Origin of the sequence: Sphingobium sp. AP49, from assembly GCF_000281715.2 — a bacterium.
Taxonomy (GTDB): domain Bacteria; phylum Pseudomonadota; class Alphaproteobacteria; order Sphingomonadales; family Sphingomonadaceae; genus Sphingobium.
Genome location: NZ_CP124576.1, coordinates 4,094,447 through 4,112,705 on the forward strand (window position 1 = coordinate 4,094,447; position 18,259 = coordinate 4,112,705).

Below are 18,259 nucleotides of genomic sequence, written 5' to 3' on the forward strand. Positions count from 1 at the left end.
ATCTGGTCCAGCATGAACCGTCCCGATTTGATCCGTTTCCTCGCCCTGCCCCTGCTGGCCGCCGCCGCCATCCCGGCCGTCGCACAACCGCCGGCGGTGACACCGACCCAAAGCGCGCCACCAGCCGGCCAGGTCGTGCTGCCCCCGCCAATGGCCGTGATGCCGCCGCCAGTGCCACTGCCCGCACTGTCGCCCGCACAGGATGGCTGGGCCAATGAATGGCTCAAAACGGGCATGGCCGAAGGGCTGATGGCCCGCAGCAAACCCACCGCGCCGCTGCACGGCCAGGCGCTGTTGACGGCGATGCTGGATCGTGGCCGGGCGCTGAGCACCGGGCGTATCGAAGGCGCCGACTTCCTGGAGGTCTGGGCGCTCCGCCCAACGCCCTTCGATCCGCGCCCCTCGCTCGCCAAGGCAATCGCCGAAGACCGCCTGCCGCAATGGGCGGCCAGCCTGACGCCGCCCTATTCGGGCTATGACGGCCTGCGCAAAGGCCTGGCCGTCTATGAAAAAATCCGCGACACTGGCGGCTGGCCCAGCCTGTCGGCCGGCGCCTCGCCCGACGTCGTTCGCGCCCGCCTGGCGCTGGAGGACAAGAGCGTTACCGGCACCGAGCCGCTGACCGCCGCCCTGCAGCGCGCCCAGCGCCGCTATGGCCTCAACCCCACCGGCCTGCTCGACGCGCGCACCCTGACGGCGCTCAACGTCTCGGTCGATGACCGCATCGCCGCGATCATGGCCAATATGGAACGCTGGCGCTGGATGCCGCGCGAATTGCCGGTCAACCGCGTGCAGGTGAATATCGCCGCCGCTGTGCTGACCGTGTTCCAGGGTGACCAGCCGGTCACGTCGATGCGCGCCGTCACCGGCAGCCCGACCAACCAGACGCCGATGCTGTCGTCCAACATTCATTCCATCGTGGTCAATCCGCCATGGAATGTGCCGATGTCGATCGCCAACAAGGAACTGTTCCCCAAGGGCCGGGCGACCCTGGCCAAGCAGGGTTACAAGATCATCAAGACGCCCGAGGGTGGCGAACGCATCGTCCAACCGGCCGGCCCGAACAGCGCGCTGGGCCGGCTGAAGTTCGATTTCAACAATCCCTTTGCCGTCTATCTCCACGACACGCCTTCTCGCGGCAAATTCTCCAGCTATGACCGGCTGGCCAGCCATGGCTGCATTCGACTGGAAAAGCCGGTGTCCCTCGCCGAACTGATGGTCGCGAGCGACCCCAGCCTGTCGGGGCAGATCCAGACGCTGATCGACACGAACAAGACCCAGCGCGTGTCGCTGCCCAGCCAGGTCGCCGTCTATCTGCTCTACTGGACTGCCTTTTCCAGCGCGAACGGCACGATGAATTTTCGCGCCGATCCCTATGACTGGGACAAGCTGCTCGCTCAAAAAATCGAAGCCTCCAGCCGTCGCGCCGACCCCACCGCGGTCAATTCGACCGCCCCCGTATCGAAGGACTAAGCCCATGCGCGCCCTGCCCCGCACTCTCGCCTTCGCCGCCCTGTCCGGTGCCCTGTTCCTCGCCGCCTGCGGCAAGAAGGAAGAGGAAGCCGTGCCCGCGACCAATAATCTGGTCGAACCGCCGGTCGAAAATGTCATCATCGACGAGCCCGATGCGCCGATGCCCGAACCCAGCAATGATGCTGTTGCGACTCCAGCGCCGCCGCCCAGCATTTCGGAACAGCAGCAGATCCAGGACGATGCCGAAGCCAGCGGCATGACCTCGCGATTGCGCGAAAACGGTGAGGAGAGCCAGGCAACGGACGAGCCGGGCAATTCGAGCATGTGACAAGAGCCGCCCCCGTCTTGGAGCGGGGGCGTCGATTTGATATAGACGGCGCATGGATCGCCGCAATTTCACGAAGTTCGCTTTAAGCGGACTCGCTCTTTCGTTTTTGACCGACAGTGTAGGCAAGGCCGCACTACCGGTAGCGCCTGAACCAGCGAACCCGCTTCCGGTTCCCGCGCAGCCATCTGCTGCACCGATTTTCTCGCGCAAGCCCTATGCGCTGCTGCTGGAGGAGGCCAAGGCCGCGCTTGACCAGCATGCCGCCTCCTTCACCCTGCGTGATCGCATCGCGATCGCGGATTTCAACGCGCCGTCGAAGGAATTCCGTTTCCATCTCGTCGATCTGATCAGCGGTCAGGCCAGTTCCTATCTCGTCTCGCACGGGCGTGGATCAGACCCGGGCCATTCAGGCTGGCTGCAGAGCTTCTCCAACGAGCCCAATTCGCTCGCCAGTTCCTCCGGCGCCTACAAGACATTGACCGTCTATGACGGCCAGCATGGCCGGTCGATGCGTCTCGCCGGGCTCGACCTGCAGAATAACAATGCGGAAATGCGCGCGATCGTCATCCATGGCGCCGATTATGTCAGCGAGGATCATGTCGCCGCCTGGGGCAAGTGCGGCCGCAGCGAAGGCTGTTTCGCAGTCGCCCGCCACATGGTGCCGCAGGTGCTGGGCATGCTCGGCCCGGGCCGCATGGTCTATGCCAACAAGATCACCGGCATGATCGAAGCCTGATCGGATAGGCCTCGCCCGGATCAACGGGCGAGGCCATTCATTCAGCCGGCCTTGGCGCCGCCCAGCGCCTGGGCAGCGGGCTTGTTCGAGGCATCGACCGTGCCATCGGCCAGCATCGCCTTGCTCATCGCTACTGCTTCGGTCTGGAGTCCGGTGTCTCCGGTCGCCTGGCTGGCACCGATCAGGGCGGAGAGAAGAATATTCTTCGTCACCGGATCGGCCATGTTTTCACCAGCGGATTTGCGGGCCAGACTAAGCGCCTCCTGATAGAGTGGCGCAGATCCGGCCTTGTCCTGCGCACCCAGCTTCTGGTTGCCGAGCTGGATCAGGATGCCCGCCAGAATGTTGCGGCTGGCCGCATCGGCCGGCTTGGCCTCCACCAGCTTGCGCCAGTGCGGCAGGGATTCGCCATAAAGCGCAATCACCTGGTCCATCTTGCCCAGCGCGCCCTGCGCGGCGGCATCGGCATAAAGGGCATTGGCGAGGAAATTGACATTGTCGATCTTGCTCGGATCGACCTCGACTGCGGTGCGGATGGCCGGCAGGGCGGCTTCATATTTGGCGACGGCGGTGGCGTTGTCGCCGGCCTGCTGGGCGGTCTGGCCAGCCGTGAAATCGGTGACGGCCTGGTTGAAGGCCGTGATCTGCGCGGGGCTCATCTGGCCGGCGGCGGGGGCAGCGCTGGCTGCGGGGGCCGGTTGGGCGAGAGCCGGAACGGCCAGGGTGGAAAGGGCAATGAAGGCAGGAACCAAAAGGCGGGACTGCAAGGTCAGGGACTCCTCGGTCGTTGATCCGATGTGGCGAACGCAGGAAGGGCATCCGCCAACATGAGAATGAACGAACGAGCATCCTCGTTCCCAGCCCTTCAGGCTCGCGCCATCGCGCAAAAGGCTCGACCCGTGGCAAACTCGCCCGCGCGGTGCGCCGAACGGGCCAGCGCCTCGGCATCCTCGCCCCACTGTTCTGCCTGCCAGCGCTCGTCGATCTCGGTCGCTGCCCAAATGGTATCGACGTCGAATGCCCCTTCCAGCACGGCCAGGCCGCAGACCAGCGAGCCGCTGAGCGTCACCAGCCGCGACAGGCCGGCGAGCGTGAAGGGGTCGAACGCATCAACCACTGCCGACAGCCGCTCCAGCGTCTCATCAGGCTGGGCGACATGAATGATACCGCGCGTGGTGACGAAGGCCACATCATAACGCGTGCGCGCCCAGTCGAGCAGCGGATCCCAGGCCGCCGCCTGCCGCGCGACGAACACCTCCGGTCCTTCGGCGCGGTAGCAGAGCATGTCGGTGCCGCCATATTCGGCGATATCGGCTGCGAACTTGGCACGATTGTCGACGATATGATCAATCGCCGCATTGGCCAGGCCGGTAAAGGCCATGGTTGCGGGATCGACCGTCTCGCCCTGGTCGCGCCATTCCTGCGCCACCGCTTCGGCCAGCACCGCATTGGGCAGCGCCAGTTCAGCGCGGGCCGGCGTGCGCACCGCACGGCCATCCAGCCGGATCGCAAAACCAGCCTCGACCGGCTCGACGGTCACATCCTTGTAGAAACGCTTCATGGACGGCTCCGCTTGAACAGCGCCAGCATCAGGCGTGGCACGACCACGAACTGGAACAGGCCGACCAGCACCATGATGATGCCAAATGCCTTGGCCTTGTCGCCCTGCACCCAGGAAAAGCGCTGCATGATGGCGAGGAAGCCGAACATGACGAGGAAAGCGCCCGACAGGCGGAACAGCCCGATCGCGAAATGGCGCTGGCGTGCAATCTTTTCCGGATCGACCGGCGGGATGGGAGGCATGTCGTTCATGGCGCGTCGATATGACGGCGGAGTTGCGCGCTGTCCATCGCCACCGCATGGGCGCCCGCCTGCGCCAGTTCCGCGGGGGCATGATAGCCCCAGCCGACGCCGATCGTGCGCGTGCCGGCGGCCAATCCCATGTCGATGTCGAAATGGGTGTCACCGATCATCACGGTGGATTCCGGCACCGCGCCCGCCTCCGCCATCGCCTGCAACAGCATCGAGGGATGCGGCTTGGACGGGTGACGATCGGCGGTCTGCAGCGTCACGAAATGCTGCGCCAGATCATGATGGGCGAGGCACAGGTTGAGCCCGCGATCGGACTTGCCGGTGGCGACCCCCAGCAGCCAGCCGGCCGCATCCAGATCCCGCACCAGATCGGCGATGCCCGGGTAGAGCGGTTCGGACACGGCATTGGCGCTGCGCAGGGCGTGGAACGCCGCCTTGTAGCGATCGGTCAGCAGGTCGTGATAGTCCGACGCGGCATCGGGCAGCAGCCTGGCCATCGCATGGGGCAGCGACAAACCGACGATCGACAGGATCGCCAGCCGGTCGGGCGGCACCAGCTTCTCGCTCTCAAAGGCGCGGGCCATGGCAGTGCAGATGCTGTGCTGACTGTCGACCAGCGTGCCGTCGCAATCGAACACGGCCAGGCGGTTGCTCATGCCCCCGCCCTATTTCTCGCCCCGGCCGCGCCGTTCGCCACGCCGTTCCTTGCGGACCAGCTTGGCATGCGCCCTGGCAAATTTCTTCTCATCCTCGCGCGTCGGGGTGCGATCGATCTCGTCATCCAGCGGCATGTCGCCCAGCGACAGGTCGAAGCCTAGCGAGACGAGGCTGGCGAGGAAATGCTCGGGCAGCTCAGCCTTCACATCGATCCGTCCACCATCGGGATGATCGACGCGGATGCGGCGGGCATGAAGGTGCATCTTGCGGCTGATCGAACCGGAGAGGAAGCTCTCCTTGCCGCCATATTTGCCGTCGCCGACCAACGGGTGGCCGATGGCCGCCATATGGACGCGCAACTGGTGCGTACGGCCGGTGTAGGGCTGCAACTCGACCCAGGCGGCGCGATTACCGGCGCGCTCGATCACGCGATAGCGGGTACGTGCCGGCAGGCCTTCGGCCTCGTCCACATGCATCTTTTCGCCGCCGGTGCCCGGCTGCTTGGCGATCGGCAATTCGATCATCCCGTCGTTGATCGACGGCACCCCGATGACGATCGCCCAATAGACCTTGCGCGCGGTGCGACTGGAAAAGGCCTTGGCGAAATGGGCGGCCGAGCGGCTCGATCGGGCGATCAGCAGCGCGCCCGACGTATCCTTGTCGAGCCGGTGGACCAGCTTGGGCCGGGATTCGGCATCGAAGATCAGCCCGTCGAGCAGACGGTCGACATGCTCGTCCGTCTTGGTTCCGCCCTGGGTGGCGAGGCCCGGCGGCTTGTTGATGACGATCGCCTGCTTGTCGCGATGGATCACCATGTCCTGGACATAGGCGATCTCGTCCTCGGTCAGGTCGATCACCCGGACGCGCTTGGGCTTGTCCGCCGGCGCCGCCTTGGGCTCGGCCGGTGGCACGCGGATCATCTGGCCTTCGGCGATGCGATCGCCCGGTGCGGCGCGCGCGCCATCGACGCGCAACTGACCGGTGCGCGACCAGCGCGACACGATGTTGAAGCCGACATCGGGCAGATGCCGCTGGAACCAGCGGTCGAGGCGAATGCCGTCATCATCGGCCTGCACGCGATATTGCCGCACGTCGAGGCTGACGCCCTTGGCGGGGTTGGGCTTGGCTGCAACCGCTGGGGCCGGAGCGGCTGCCTTGGCCACGGGCGCCCGGGTGCGGGGCTTGGCCGCCGGCTTGAACGGCTTGTCGCCATCCTTCTTGCGCGCGCTCGCCGCCTTGGCGCCGCCGCGGGCACGACCGGGCGCCCCACTGCGGCCGCCGGGTTTCGTGGCACCGCCGGGCTTGCCACCGCGTGCCGGACCACCGGATTTGCCGGGAGGACGCCCCTTCATGCCATTGCACTCCGCATCATAGTAAGACCCAGCGCCAGCGCGGCCACCGCGCCAATCACCGAAAAGAGGGCATAGGCGAGCGCCATGCCGATCTGGCCGCGCTCGATCATCAGCATCGTCTCCAGGCTGAAGGAGGAAAAGGTGGTAAAGCCACCCATCAGGCCGACGCCCAGCAGCAGGCGCATCGGCTCGCCCGAGACGGCGCTGCCGCGCGCCAGCCAGCCGGCGAGCAGGCCCATGGCGAAACCGCCGATCAGATTGGCGGCAAAAGTGCCCCAGGGCCAGGCCGCACCGGGCGCCATCAGCCCGGCGAAACGGCCAAGCTGGTAGCGCAGCAGGCTGCCCATTGCGCCGCCGCCCATAACAAGAAAGATATTGGTCATGCTTTTCGCCCTATCGCGATTCCGCAAAAGGGGAAAGGACGCATTCAGGCAGCGATGCTGGCTTCCGCCGGGACCGGACGGCGATGGACGGCAATGCAACTGAGGACCGAGAGGATCACCAGGACGAAAGCGGCGCCTTCGAGCGGGGTCGGCAGGCGCGCTTCCCAGAGGAAAGCGTAGAGCAGCGCAAAGCCGGTCTCGAACAAAATCATCTGCCCCACCATGGTCAGCGGCAACAGCCGGGTCATATGGTTCCACAGCGCATTGCCGACGATCGAGGCGAACAGGGCCACGGCGATGACCACGGCGGCAAAGCGGCTCCAGTCGGCCACCGCATGCGGGCCGCCGCCCAGCACCGGCAACAGTGGCAGGAACAACAGCGCCTGCGCCCCGGTGGCAAGGCCGATCAGGAAATTCCAATCCTGAGAGCCGATCCCCTCCATCCGCCGCAGCCAATGGTTATTGCCGATTGCAAAGGCGGTCCAGGAGATGAGCGCGCCGACCGCGCAGGCAAAGCCGATGACCCGCGTCGCCACGGCGCCTCCACCGGGCAGGACGATCGCCTGCCAGCCGATGCACAAAGCTCCGGCAACGCAGAGCAGCAACGAGGGCGCCAACTGGCGCAGCGGCACGGCGCCCACCTGCCGGCTACCGACGATCGTGACGGCAACCGGCAGGAAGCCAACCACCAGCGACGTCATGGCAATGCCGCCCATCTGCACCGCGCTCACCAGCAGCACATAGTAAAAGAGGTTGCCCGCCAACGCGAGCCAGGCCAGCGCCCATAATATGCGCGGCGTCAGCAACGGCCGGATCGCGTGCCAGCGCGGCGCGACCAGCAGCGCAGACATCAGGCCATAGGCGAGGTATCGGCCGATCGCCTGTTCAAGCGGACTGAAACCGGGCACGATTTCGGGCGCCAGGAAAACGAGCCCCCAGAGCGCCCCCGCCCCTGCGCCGCAGAAGATACCGGCCAGGATCGTACCTGGCTGTCGTGACTGGTTCATGCCCGCATTCCGCCCGTCCAAAGTTCAGGCCATGGGAAATATCATCATAGAGGTGAGAAAGGCGCTCTTGATTGGCCAGCCAAATGCAACAATTACTCATATCATGGCTGAAACCATCCCCAAGCTCGACGATTTCGACCGGGCGATCCTACGCCTGGTCCAGCGCGACAACCGCATGCCCCAGCGCGCGATCGCCGAAGCGGTCAACCTGTCGACCGCCGCCTTGCAGCGCCGCATCGCCGCCATGGAGCGCAGCGGCGTGATCGTCCGCAACGTCGCGATCGTCGATCCCGATCAGGTGGGACTGGGCGTCACATCGATCGTCGAAGTCAATCTGGTCGATGAGAAGGCCGCCCGCGTCGACAAAGCCAAGCAGCTGTTCCGCGACGCCCCCGAAGTCCAGCAATGCTATTATGTCACCGGTGGCCGCAGCTTCATCATGCTGATCGTCGCGCCCGACATGCGCAGCTATGAAGCGATCACCCGCCGCCTGTTCGCGGAGAATGAATCGGTCGCCAGCTATCACAGCTATCTGGCGCTCAACCGGGTGAAGGCGGGTATGGAACTGGTCATCCCCTGAAGGTGGGGGCCATTTGCGGCATATGCCGACGTCGCCCCGCCGACGAGACGCAAAAAAGGGGAGGCCTCGCAACCGAGGCCTCCCTGATTTTATCCTGACGCAGGATCAGTCGACCGCGAAGGCGGCGGCCGCCAGCTTTTCGAGATCGAGATATTGCGCCTTCTCGACCGTGACGGCGACGCCCAAAATGCTGCCATTCTTGAACTCGCCGGGCGTCTTGTAGTCCTCGCTCACCGCATCGCCGCTGTCACGACCGATGCACAGGCCGTCGCCGGCCAGGGTGAACTTGCCGAACTGGGTCTTCATCGGCCCCTCGGCGACCACTTCCTCATTGACATAGAGGGTGGTTTTGCCGTGGGATTCGCCCTGTTCGCCGGCGCTTTCGCGGATGAACTCCATCCCCAGCGTATATTTGCCCGTGCCCAGCTTGCCGGAAACGAATTTCTGCTCCGGTTTGATACCCAGGAAATTGTAGGAATAATGGAGCTTGCCATCCTTGATGTAGAGGGCATGGCCGCCAAAGCGCGAGCCATGGGCGAAGATCACGCCCTCGCTCGTGTCGGTCAGTTCGACATCGGCGATGATCTTGTAGGACCGTCCCCGGACATTGACCGCCACGCCTTCAGGGACCGGCGCGGTGCCCGGATAATAGACATAGCGTTCACGCGGCGCCTCGGTGGTCGGACGCTCCAGGCCCAGCAATTCGGCGGCGGTGCGATCGTCCAGCGGCAGGACATTGTTCGCTTCCGCTTCCTCGAACCACGCGTCGATCAGTTCCTTGAGCTTTTCGGGGTGCTCCTTGGCCAGGTTGATGGTTTCGGACCGGTCCTTCTCGACATGATATAGTTCCCACTCATCCTTGTCGAAATGGCCCTGACTGGTCAGCGGGGCGTGGATCGCGGCGGCCTTCCAGCCGTCCATCCACATGCCGCGCGTGCCCAGCATGGCATAATATTGGCGCTGCTTCTGTGTTGGTCCGTCCGCCTCGAAGCTGTATTTCATCGACACGCCCGACAGCGGATGCTGTTTCACGCCGCGGAAGGAGTCCGGCATCTGGATGCCGATACATTCCAATATGGTCGGCACAAGGTCGACCGCATGATGATATTGGTTGCGCACCTCGCCCTTGGCCTTGATCCCCTTGGGCCAGGAAATGACCATCGGGCAGGCGGTGCCACCCGCATATTCCGAATAGCGCTTGAACATCTTGTAGGGGGCGGAGAAGGCCGCCGCCCAGCCGGTCGGATAATGATTATAGGTTTCCGGCCCGCCCAGCACATCGAGATATTTGAGATTTTCCTCAAGGCTGTCGGGATAGTTGTTGAAGAACTTGTTTTCGTTGACCGAACCGTTGGGACCGCCTTCGCCCGACGCGCCATTGTCGGAACAATACATGATGATCGTATTGTCGAACTGACCGCTACGTTCGAGATATTCGACAATCCGGCCGACCTGCTCGTCGGTATATTCCGACATGCCGGCATAGACCTCCGCCATGCGCGAGAAGAGCTTGCGCTCCTGCTCGTTCAGCTCTTCCCACGGACGGACATAGTCGCCCGCATTGGCGATGCCTTCGGGCAGGAAGTTGAAATCCTCGATCTGGGTGTCGGCGGGCAGCAGGCCCTTTTCGATCATCCGGGGGACGACCCATTTGCGATAGGCATCATAACCATCGTCGAACTTGCCCTTGTAGCGGTCGGCATATTCCTTGGGCGCATGGTGGGGTGCATGGTTGGCGCCCGGGCAGAACCACATGAACCAGGGCTTGGACGGATTGCTCGCTTTCTGATCGCGGATCATCTGTAGCGCCTGGTCTGCGAGATCCTTCGAGAGATGATAGCCTTTCTCGGGGCCATAGGGCTGGTCGATGAAGTGATTATCCTCGGTCAGGTCGGGGTACCAATTGTTGGTTTCACCACCCAGGAAGCCATAGAAGCGGTCGAAGCCCTGCTGCAGCGGCCATTCGGAGCGCACGCCGCCCCCGCAAATATCCTGCTCGGGGACATTATGTTCCTTGCCCAACCAGAAGGTGCTGTAGCCATTTTCCTGCAACATATAGCCGATGCTCATGCAGTTGTGCGGCAGGCGTCCACTCCAGCCCGGAAAACCATTGGCTCCTTCGGTGATGCAGGACATGCCATTGAGATGATGGTTGCGGCCGGTCAGGAAGCAGGACCGGGTCGGCGAGCAGAGCGCAGTCGTGTGCCACTGCGTGTAGGTCAGCCCATTGTCCGCCAGCTTCTGCAGGGTCGGCATGTTGATCCGGCCACCATAGGGCTGCCACGCTGCCTGGCCGGTGTCGTCATAAAGGATGATCAGGACGTTAGGCGCACCTTCCGGCGCGGCGGGCGGCAGGAACGGCGCCCAGTCGGGTTTGGAATCACGAATGTCGAGCTTGATGACTCCGTTGAAGGCTGGTTTCTCGCTCACGGCTTGCTCCGTTCCTATGGGCAGACTGATCGGCAAGGGACTCGGGGGATCCGGCGCCCGCGCCAGTGACGGAGCATCGCAGTTGGGTCGCGCTTGCCTATCAGGACAAACCCGAGGACCAGCGACACATTGCACTGAGTGCGAAAACAATGGGGCTAGAGCGACCTTAACGGCTTTTTAGGCGCCGCACGCCAGAAGCAATCCCGCTAATCGGTGGGGATCGGTTATGGTTGACTCAATTATCGAATTTTCCGTGCATATTGTGGCCCTGGGCCTGATCGTTGCAGGGCTTTATAGCCTTACCAAGGAAGCGCGCTACCGCTGAACGCGCGTCAAGCCGGCGCGCCGGCCGTCAGCGCCGGAAAGCTTTCCGCGACATAGTCGATAAATGCGCGCAGCGTCGGCGACATACCGGTGCGCGTGGTGAAGACGACATGGACGATGCCCTCGCTGGTCTTCCAGTCGGGCAGGATATGCACCAGCCGGCCCTGCTGCAGTTCGATCGAACAGGCCATGGAAGACAACAGTGCCACGCCCAGCCCGGCGACCGCAGCATCGCGCACCACCGCAGAATCATTGCTGCAAAAGCGTGGATGATGCGCCAGTGCGTACGGGTGCCCGCGCGCATCGACCAGCGGCCATTCGTCACGCTCGATATGCTCCCCGACACTGAGCGTCGGGAGAGTGGCCAGCGCCGCGATCGTGACCGCAGCCGCCTGCATCGCAAGGTCGGGTGCCGCCACCAGGATGCGGTCCAGCCTGCCCAGTTGGCGCATCGTCAATGTCTGGTCGTGGGTGGCATCGATATCCACACGAAAGGCCGCGTCGAACCTTTCCTGGATCAGGTCGACCCGCTGGCTGGTGATGTGCATTTCCAGATGGACATCGGGATAAAGCGTCAGAAACCGGGCGAAGACGTCGGTGCCGAGATAGCGGGCCAGGCCCGGCGGGCAACTGACGCGCAGATTGCCACTAACCTGCGACCGCGAGCGCGCGGCGATCGCCTCGGCCGCGTCGATGCTCTCGGCAATCGTCTCGCACTGGCGATAGATTTCGCGGCCGACATCGGTCACGCGCAGGTTGCGCGTCGATCGCTCGATCAGGCGGATACCCAACGCCTGTTCCAGCCGCGCAACCCTGCGGCTGAGCTTCGCCTTGCGTTCACCGGTGGCTCGCTCAGCCGCGCTGAAACCGCCATGGCGCACGACCTGGGCAAAGCTGCGCAAATCATCCAGATCCATTGCCATTGCAGCGCCCGGTCCGCTCTCCTGCCTCGTCGGATCGGTGCTACACGCTCCGACCCGGCTGCGCCAGCAAGCCGCGACGTCGACCGTCAACTGGTGCGACCACCCACCATCATCGGCAGGAACAGCAAGGATGCCGCCACCGTCGCAACAAAGGACACCAGCAGATCATCGACCATGCCGTTAATGCCCGTGAACAACAGCGTTTCGACGAACAGGATCAGGAACAACAGCGCCGTCCGGGTCACGACACCGGGATGGGCCAGGTGCAGCGCCCTTAATGCCGAAACCAGCTGCATCGGTTGGTGCGCCACGGCAGCGACGCGATAAGATTCAAGCTGCATGGACCGCCTCCCGCCGGGCATCGCCAGTCATGTAGAGGACCCGCAGCAGATCGCGCTGATCGCGGGAATAGCCGGCCGCTTCGAACGCATCCAGCTCTTCGCCGGTCAGCGGCCGCCCGGTGCGCAAGATGATCGCAGACCGGCGCAATGTTTCCAGTCGCGGGCTGGCCAAGGTGTAGCTTAGCTCCGGCCCGCGCAGGAAGCTGCGCAGACGACTCAATGGCGCGTGGACCGACGGCACCGAACTGGCCGGGTCGGTATCGGCCAGCCAGAGCACCTGGCGCTCCTGCGCGTCGAACGGCTCGAACCCATTGTCGTTGGCCGTATCGGCCCTGCTGATGACGGATAGCTGCATCGCTTCAATCCCACCTGTTGTTACAGGCCATGTAGCGATGCGCCGTTCGGGCTTGTAGCCGGCAAAAAGACGACAGATCGTTTCCAATTCGGAAACAAACTACACCGACGGACAAGGGCGAGGCCACAGCCCCGCCCGCTGCTCAACGTCCGTGGTCGGCGATGATGTCCACCCCGGTCTTGCCGCCGGGTGCGCTGGTAAAGACGATGAAATAGGCGCTGCCATCCCCCTTGCGGGTGCCACCCAGTACATTGTCGCCTTCGACGATGCGATGCTCGGCATCAAAGCCCGCCCGGCGGGCCTGGGTATAATAATAGTCGATCACGCCCTGCTTGGGCACCGGCGTCACGAAACTCGCCGCACGCAGGGTACAGCCATCCTTTTCCGCGCCCGCCGCTTCGGTCAGCTGTGCACCGGGGTAAAGGGTAAAGGGCTCGGGCATACGGCTGGCCCATTGCATGCCATAGACCAGCTTCTTGGCGCATCCGGCATTGCCGCCCCCGCCCAGTTGCGCCTGCTCGCGCGCCAGCGCACCCAGGGTCATGGGCGTCTCCTTGATCGGACCGGTGGTAGGCGCCGGGGCCGTCAGCAGCTTGCCGCCGACCAGCTTGATCGCTTCCGCCTGCGCCTTGCCCGCGTCGCCGGCCAACATGGGGATCGCACCATTGGCTGGCCGGTCGGCGGGGCGCAGTGCATTGCGGTTGGACTGCCCGACCAGCTTGGGATCGACGACGATATCATCGGCCAGCGCGCCCTTGAGCGCCGGATCGGCCGCATTATTGGTCAACCGATCGTCCAGCGCCGCCAGATTGCCGTCCTTCTCGCCCTTGCCGCACGCACTCAATGCCAGCAGCAGGACCATCACACCGACTTGTCTGGAAAACGCCATCGCCCTCACTCCTTCGTAAACAAGCGATGAAGATCAGGGGTTAATTTTCCGTTAGGGAAATTGGTGAATCCCCGTTCTTTTCCATCGCAGGGCCAATATATGCCGGGTGGCATCCTCCCTTTGTCTTGTTCCGGGACAGCAAAGCCGCCATCAGTCGGACTATGCTCAACCTTCTGTCAGCCCTGATCGGTCTTGTCACCCTTGTCCTGATGATCCCGGCGGTATTTCCGCTGCTGGGCGCGCTCAACTGGCTGCTGGTGCCGCTTGCCCTGTTCGGTGCCTTCATCGGCCTGATGTCGTCGAAGAAGGGCGGGCAGAATTTCTGCCTGATCGTCGCCGCCTTCGGCGCGCTGCGACTGTTCCTGGGCGGCGGCATCCTGTGAACGTCACCGGCGAAAGCGCGGACGCTGCATTGCGCAAGGGGTTGATGGCGGCTGTCGGCGCCTATGGCGTCTGGGGTCTGTTGCCGCTCTTCTTCCGCCTGCTTCACCATGTCGATCCGATCGAGATCGTGACCCAGCGCGTGATCTGGTCGGTCATATTGATCCTGGTCCTGCTGGCCGCGCGCAAAGGCCTTGCCCCCTTTGCCTCGGCACTGTGCAATCCACGGCTGATCCTGCCGCTGATGGCGTCGGCCGTGATGATCGCGATCAACTGGCTGGTCTATGTCTGGGCGGTCAATGACGGCCATGTCATCGCCTGTAGCCTGGGCTATTTCCTCAACCCACTGGTCAATGTCGCACTCGGTGTGCTGGTGCTCAAGGAAAGACTGCGGCGCGGGCAGATGATGGCCATCGCGATCGCCGCCGTCGGCGTCGCCATCCTCGCCGCCGCTGCGCTTACCACCTTGTGGATCAGCCTGGCGCTGGCGATCAGCTTCGCTTTCTATGGCCTGATCCGCAAGTTGACGCCAGTTCCGCCGATGACCGGCCTGGGCGTCGAAACCCTGCTCCTGGTTGCGCCGGCGATCGGCTATCTTTTCTGGCTGTCTGGCCATGGCGGCATCAGCTTTGGCCAGGATGTGACCACCACCGGCCTGCTGATCCTGGCCGGCGGCATCACCACCGTGCCGCTGGTGCTGTTCGCCACAGCCGCCCAGCGCCTGCCGCTGGCGACGCTGGGGCTGCTGCAATATCTGGCGCCGACGCTGCAATTCCTGTGCGGCGTGCTCCTGTTGGGCGAGACGCTGAGCCAGGGCCAGATGCTGAGCTTTGGCCTGATCTGGCTGGGTCTGATCCTGTTCGCCAGCGACAGCTATGCCGCCGCCCGCCGCAACCGGCTGGCGACGGCCTGATCCCGATCAGTTGAACTCGGTCGCCTCGAACCGGACCGGTTCGCCGACGGCCTGATTGGCCAGATTGTCTTCCCACATCACGCGGTTGCCGCGGATGATGGTGCCGATCGCCTTGCCGGTGAGGTCCATGCCATCGAACGGCGACCAGTCGCAGCGCGAGGCGAGCCAGTCCTTGCCGACCGTCCACTTCTTCTTGAGGTCGACCACGGTGAAGTCGGCATCATAGCCGAGCGCAATGCGGCCCTTGCAGGTCAGGCCAAACACGCGCTGCGGCCCCGACGAGGTCAGTTCGATGAAGCGGCGCAGCGTCAGCCGCCCCTCCGCCACATGGTTGAGCAGCAACGGCACCAAAGTCTGCACGCCCGGCATGCCGCTGGGCGAGGCAGGATAGGTCTTGGCCTTTTCCTCGATCGTGTGCGGCGCATGGTCGCTGCCCAGCACGTCCGGCACGCCCTGGTTGAGCCAGAACCACAGGCCATCGCGATGCGCCGCGCTGCGGATCGGCGGGTTCATCTGGGCATAGGTGCCCAGGCGCGGATAGGCGTCCTCCCCGGCAAGCGTCAGATGCTGCGGCGTGACTTCGCAGGTCGCGACATCCTTGTTCTGGCCGATATATTCCAGCTCCGCCGGGGTGGTGACGTGCAGGATATGGATGCGGCGACGCGCCTTGCGGGCCAGCGCGATGATCCGCTTCGTCGCGATCATCGCGCTTTCATCGTCGCGCCAGACCGGGTGGGAGGACGGATCGCCCTCGACCCGATAATCCTTGCGCGCGTTCATGCGCGTCTCGTCCTCGGCATGGATGGCGACGCGGCGGGTGCCCGACGCCAGCACGCGGGCCAGCGCATTGTCATCATCCACCAGCAGGCTGCCGGTCGATGCGCCCATGAAGATCTTGACGCCCGACGTGCCGGGAATCCGCTCCAGTTCCTTCAACTGCTCGGCATTTTCCGCCGTCGCGCCGACATAGAAGGCATGGTCGCACCACATGCGATGATGCGCGCGCTTCAGCTTGTCATGCACCCGCTCGGCAGTGTCGGTATTGGGATTGGTGTTGGGCATTTCGAACACGGCGGTGACGCCGCCCAGCACCGCGGCGCGGCTGCCCGATTCCAGATCCTCCTTATATTCCAGCCCCGGCTCGCGAAAATGCACCTGGCTGTCGATGCAGCCGGGCAGCACGTCGAGGCCGGTGCAGTCGATCACTTCGCCCGCATCGCCCAGGCTGGTGCCGATGGCGACGATCTTGCCGCCGCGCACGCCCACATCCACCTGCTCCGCGCCGCCCGGCGTATGGACGGTGCCGTTCTTGAGGATCATGTCGAAGGTCTGGGTCATGGCGATATTCCTGTCTGCTGTTCGCGCGAACCGCTTGGCGAAGTCGTGCCGCCGTCCTACCTAAAGCCGATGATCGATACCACCCTTACCGACCGCGCGGTGCTGCGCATTTCCGGCGAAGAGGCACGTCCCTTCCTGCAGGGGCTGCTGACCCGCGATGTGCTGACGCTCAAAGACGGCGAAGCGCGCTGGACCGCGCTGCTGACGCCACAGGGCAAGGCGTTGTTCGACTTCATCCTGTGGGGTGACGGCGAAGATGTCCTGATCGATTGCGAGGCGGCGCAGGCCGATGCGCTGGCGAAGCGGCTGACCCTCTATCGGCTGCGACGCAAGGTGGTGATTGCCCGCGACGAGTCGCTGGCGGTGCATTGGGCGATCGATGCCGCCGACAAACCCCGCGACCCGCGCCTGCCTGAACTGGGCGCGCGCTGGCTGGCGCCGGCCACCGATGGCGACGCCTCCGCCGCGTTCCGCGCGCATCGGCTGTCGCTCGGTGTGTTCGAGGGCGCGGCGGAACTGGGGCAGGACCAGACGCTGTGGCTGGAAACCAATGCCGAGGAACTGCACGGCGTCGATTATGACAAGGGCTGCTATGTCGGGCAGGAGAATACCGCGCGCATGCATTATCGCAACAAGGTGAACCGGCGGCTGGTCGCGGTGCCGCTGGAGCAGGCCGACGAGAAGCGCCAGCGCGCCGCGCTGCCCGACCTCAAGCTGTCGATCGAACTGCAGCGGGTCGAGGCGATCGATCCCGCCACCCTACCCCCCTGGCTCGCCACCGCGATCGCCGCGCAGGCCGCCGAATGAGGCAAGGGCTGCTGGCGCTTGCCTACGCCCTCACCCTGACCATGCCGGCCCGGGCGGAAACGCCCTGGACTTTGGTCAAGGCCTATCCGCATGACCCGGCGGCCTTTACCGAGGGCCTCTTCTACCTCGACGGCGCGCTTTATGAGAGCACCGGCCTGGAGGGCCAGTCGGAGATTCGCAAGGTCGCGCTCAAGACCGGCAAGGTCGAGCAGCGCCGCGTGGTCGAGCAGCCCTATTTCGGCGAGGGCATCGTCAACTGGAGCGACAAGCTGGTCAGCCTGACCTGGCGCCACCGCCAGGGCTTCGTCTGGAAGCTGGACGATTTCTCGCCCGTCTCGACCTTCCGCTATGAAGGCGAAGGCTGGGGCCTGACCCAGGATGGCCGGTCGATCATCATGAGCGACGGCAGCGCGCAACTGCGCTTCCTCGATCCCGAGACGCTGAGCGAACAGCGCCGCATCACCGTCACCTGGAACGGCCGGGCGGTCGATCGCCTGAACGAGCTGGAATGGGTCAAAGGCGAGATCTGGGCCAATGTCTGGTACGATACCAAGATCGCCCGGATCGACCCGCGCAGCGGCGGCGTGATCGACTGGATCGACGTCGCTCCCCTCCGCAAGCAGGCCGGCGTCACCGACAGCGAAGCCGTCGCCAACGGCATTGCCTATGACGCCAGGACCGACCGCGTCTTCATCACCGGCAAGAACTGGCCAAAGCTGTTCGAGATCAAGGTCGGGAAGTAGGGCGACGATCCCGCCTTAAAGCCCTCTCCCGCACGCGGGAGAGGGTTGGGTGAGGGTCTTCTTCTTTTCCTTTACCCCGCCCGAGCAGCAAGCAATTCCAGCCTGATCCGCTCCACCACACCGTCGAAATTTTCGACCACATCATGATTCCAGAACCGGTGGATCACATAGCCCGCCGATTGCAGTTGCGCCGTGCGCGACGCATCTGTTCGCTCATCATGCTGCCCGCCATCGATTTCGACGATGAAGCGACATTCGGCGCAGAGGAAATCGATCACGAACGGCCCGACCGTCGCCTGGCGCCGGAACTTGAAGCCTTCAAGCTGGCGATTGCGCAGGACGGCCCATAGCCGTTGCTCACATTCGGTTGCGTTGCGCCGCAGACGTGCGGCGTTGGGACTGGTCGGGCCGATGCTGGGCATCGGCAAAACCTAACATGAGGGCAGTTTTAGAAAAGCCCTCACCCAACCCTCTCCCGTAAACGGGA

General features: G+C 64.2%; 22 protein-coding genes. 8 read left to right on the forward strand and 14 right to left on the reverse strand.

The genetic code is table 11. The features are described 5' to 3' along the window. Window positions 1-12 precede the first annotated feature (12 nt). The 3 genes from PMI04_RS19285 to PMI04_RS19295 are packed head-to-tail and all read left to right on the forward strand — an operon-like array spanning window position 13 to window position 2,537. Window positions 13-1,473 (forward strand): L,D-transpeptidase family protein, encoded by a 1,461-nt coding sequence (locus PMI04_RS19285; protein WP_007710343.1) that lies wholly within the window; start codon window positions 13-15, stop codon window positions 1,471-1,473. Between the two features lie 4 nt (window positions 1,474-1,477). After that, window positions 1,478-1,801 (forward strand): hypothetical protein, encoded by a 324-nt coding sequence (locus PMI04_RS19290; RefSeq protein ID WP_007710342.1) that lies wholly within the window; start codon window positions 1,478-1,480, stop codon window positions 1,799-1,801. 52 nt (window positions 1,802-1,853) lie between these two features. After that, window positions 1,854-2,537, forward strand: coding sequence for a murein L,D-transpeptidase catalytic domain family protein (locus PMI04_RS19295; protein WP_007710339.1), 684 nt, complete (start codon window positions 1,854-1,856; stop codon window positions 2,535-2,537). 41 nt (window positions 2,538-2,578) lie between these two features. Here PMI04_RS19295 and PMI04_RS19300 read toward each other — a convergent pair whose 3' ends face one another. The 7 genes from PMI04_RS19300 to PMI04_RS19330 all read right to left on the reverse strand — a co-directional run bounded on the left by PMI04_RS19300 (window position 2,579) and on the right by PMI04_RS19330 (window position 7,748). After that, window positions 2,579-3,304, reverse strand: a complete 726-nt coding sequence (locus PMI04_RS19300) for a hypothetical protein (RefSeq protein WP_007710338.1) — start codon at window positions 3,302-3,304, stop codon at window positions 2,579-2,581. Between the two features lie 98 nt (window positions 3,305-3,402). Beyond that, complete coding sequence (locus PMI04_RS19305) at window positions 3,403-4,098, reverse strand: ATP12 family protein (RefSeq protein WP_007710336.1); 696 nt, start codon at window positions 4,096-4,098, stop codon at window positions 3,403-3,405. After that, a complete protein-coding gene (locus PMI04_RS19310) occupies window positions 4,095-4,349 on the reverse strand; it encodes a hypothetical protein (protein WP_007710334.1) in 255 nt (84 codons plus the stop codon). The genes PMI04_RS19305 and PMI04_RS19310 overlap by 4 nt, the downstream gene beginning before the upstream one ends. Further along, entirely contained in the window at window positions 4,346-5,005 is a 660-nt protein-coding gene (locus PMI04_RS19315; RefSeq protein ID WP_007710333.1) for an HAD-IA family hydrolase, read from the reverse strand. The genes PMI04_RS19310 and PMI04_RS19315 overlap by 4 nt, the downstream gene beginning before the upstream one ends. 9 nt (window positions 5,006-5,014) lie before the next feature. After that, complete coding sequence (locus PMI04_RS19320; RefSeq protein ID WP_007710332.1) at window positions 5,015-6,358, reverse strand: RluA family pseudouridine synthase; 1,344 nt, start codon at window positions 6,356-6,358, stop codon at window positions 5,015-5,017. After that, window positions 6,355-6,741 carry a fluoride efflux transporter CrcB gene (gene crcB, locus PMI04_RS19325; protein WP_007710331.1) on the reverse strand — a complete coding sequence of 129 codons (387 nt, stop codon included), beginning with the start codon at window positions 6,739-6,741 and terminating at the stop codon, window positions 6,355-6,357. The genes PMI04_RS19320 and crcB overlap by 4 nt, the downstream gene beginning before the upstream one ends. Window positions 6,742-6,785: 44 nt before the next feature. Next, a complete protein-coding gene (locus PMI04_RS19330; protein WP_007710330.1) occupies window positions 6,786-7,748 on the reverse strand; it encodes a DMT family transporter in 963 nt (320 codons plus the stop codon). Between PMI04_RS19330 and PMI04_RS19335 the strand changes: the two genes are divergently transcribed. Then, a complete protein-coding gene (locus tag PMI04_RS19335) occupies window positions 7,747-8,328 on the forward strand; it encodes an Lrp/AsnC family transcriptional regulator (protein ID WP_037486500.1) in 582 nt (193 codons plus the stop codon). The genes PMI04_RS19330 and PMI04_RS19335 overlap by 2 nt on opposite strands. A 105-nt stretch (window positions 8,329-8,433) precedes the next feature. Here PMI04_RS19335 and PMI04_RS19340 read toward each other — a convergent pair whose 3' ends face one another. The 5 genes from PMI04_RS19340 to PMI04_RS19360 all read right to left on the reverse strand — a co-directional run bounded on the left by PMI04_RS19340 (window position 8,434) and on the right by PMI04_RS19360 (window position 13,590). Further along, window positions 8,434-10,758, reverse strand: coding sequence for an arylsulfatase (locus PMI04_RS19340; RefSeq protein ID WP_007710323.1), 2,325 nt, complete (start codon window positions 10,756-10,758; stop codon window positions 8,434-8,436). Between the two features lie 332 nt (window positions 10,759-11,090). Then, window positions 11,091-12,005, reverse strand: coding sequence for a LysR substrate-binding domain-containing protein (locus PMI04_RS19345; RefSeq protein WP_007710317.1), 915 nt, complete (start codon window positions 12,003-12,005; stop codon window positions 11,091-11,093). Between the two features lie 86 nt (window positions 12,006-12,091). Next, window positions 12,092-12,346, reverse strand: coding sequence for a hypothetical protein (locus PMI04_RS19350; RefSeq protein WP_007710314.1), 255 nt, complete (start codon window positions 12,344-12,346; stop codon window positions 12,092-12,094). Continuing rightward, on the reverse strand, window positions 12,336-12,701 hold the full coding sequence (locus PMI04_RS19355) for a hypothetical protein (protein ID WP_007710312.1): 366 nt from the start codon (window positions 12,699-12,701) through the stop codon (window positions 12,336-12,338). The genes PMI04_RS19350 and PMI04_RS19355 overlap by 11 nt, the downstream gene beginning before the upstream one ends. A 142-nt stretch (window positions 12,702-12,843) precedes the next feature. Continuing rightward, on the reverse strand, window positions 12,844-13,590 hold the full coding sequence (locus PMI04_RS19360) for a hypothetical protein (protein ID WP_007710309.1): 747 nt from the start codon (window positions 13,588-13,590) through the stop codon (window positions 12,844-12,846). A 161-nt stretch (window positions 13,591-13,751) separates the two neighbouring features. Here PMI04_RS19360 and PMI04_RS19365 point away from each other — a divergent pair, with 161 nt between their 5' ends. Continuing rightward, window positions 13,752-13,973, forward strand: coding sequence for a hypothetical protein (locus PMI04_RS19365; RefSeq protein WP_007710305.1), 222 nt, complete (start codon window positions 13,752-13,754; stop codon window positions 13,971-13,973). Between the two features lie 44 nt (window positions 13,974-14,017). Then, window positions 14,018-14,884, forward strand: a complete 867-nt coding sequence (rarD, locus tag PMI04_RS19370; protein ID WP_037486554.1) for an EamA family transporter RarD — start codon at window positions 14,018-14,020, stop codon at window positions 14,882-14,884. A 6-nt stretch (window positions 14,885-14,890) separates the two neighbouring features. On the opposite strand, the gene PMI04_RS19375 is transcribed toward rarD, so the two are convergent. Next, entirely contained in the window at window positions 14,891-16,222 is a 1,332-nt protein-coding gene (locus PMI04_RS19375; RefSeq protein WP_007710299.1) for a dihydroorotase, read from the reverse strand. Between the two features lie 69 nt (window positions 16,223-16,291). Between PMI04_RS19375 and PMI04_RS19380 the strand changes: the two genes are divergently transcribed. Together PMI04_RS19380 and PMI04_RS19385 are read left to right on the forward strand one after the other, a co-directional pair. Then, window positions 16,292-17,029, forward strand: a complete 738-nt coding sequence (locus tag PMI04_RS19380) for a folate-binding protein YgfZ (RefSeq protein ID WP_007710296.1) — start codon at window positions 16,292-16,294, stop codon at window positions 17,027-17,029. Further along, window positions 17,026-17,772, forward strand: a complete 747-nt coding sequence (locus tag PMI04_RS19385) for a glutaminyl-peptide cyclotransferase (RefSeq protein ID WP_007710293.1) — start codon at window positions 17,026-17,028, stop codon at window positions 17,770-17,772. The genes PMI04_RS19380 and PMI04_RS19385 overlap by 4 nt, the downstream gene beginning before the upstream one ends. Before the next feature lie 71 nt (window positions 17,773-17,843). On the opposite strand, the gene PMI04_RS19390 is transcribed toward PMI04_RS19385, so the two are convergent. Next, window positions 17,844-18,194 carry an endonuclease domain-containing protein gene (locus tag PMI04_RS19390; RefSeq protein ID WP_007710283.1) on the reverse strand — a complete coding sequence of 117 codons (351 nt, stop codon included), beginning with the start codon at window positions 18,192-18,194 and terminating at the stop codon, window positions 17,844-17,846. Window positions 18,195-18,259 lie beyond the last annotated feature (65 nt).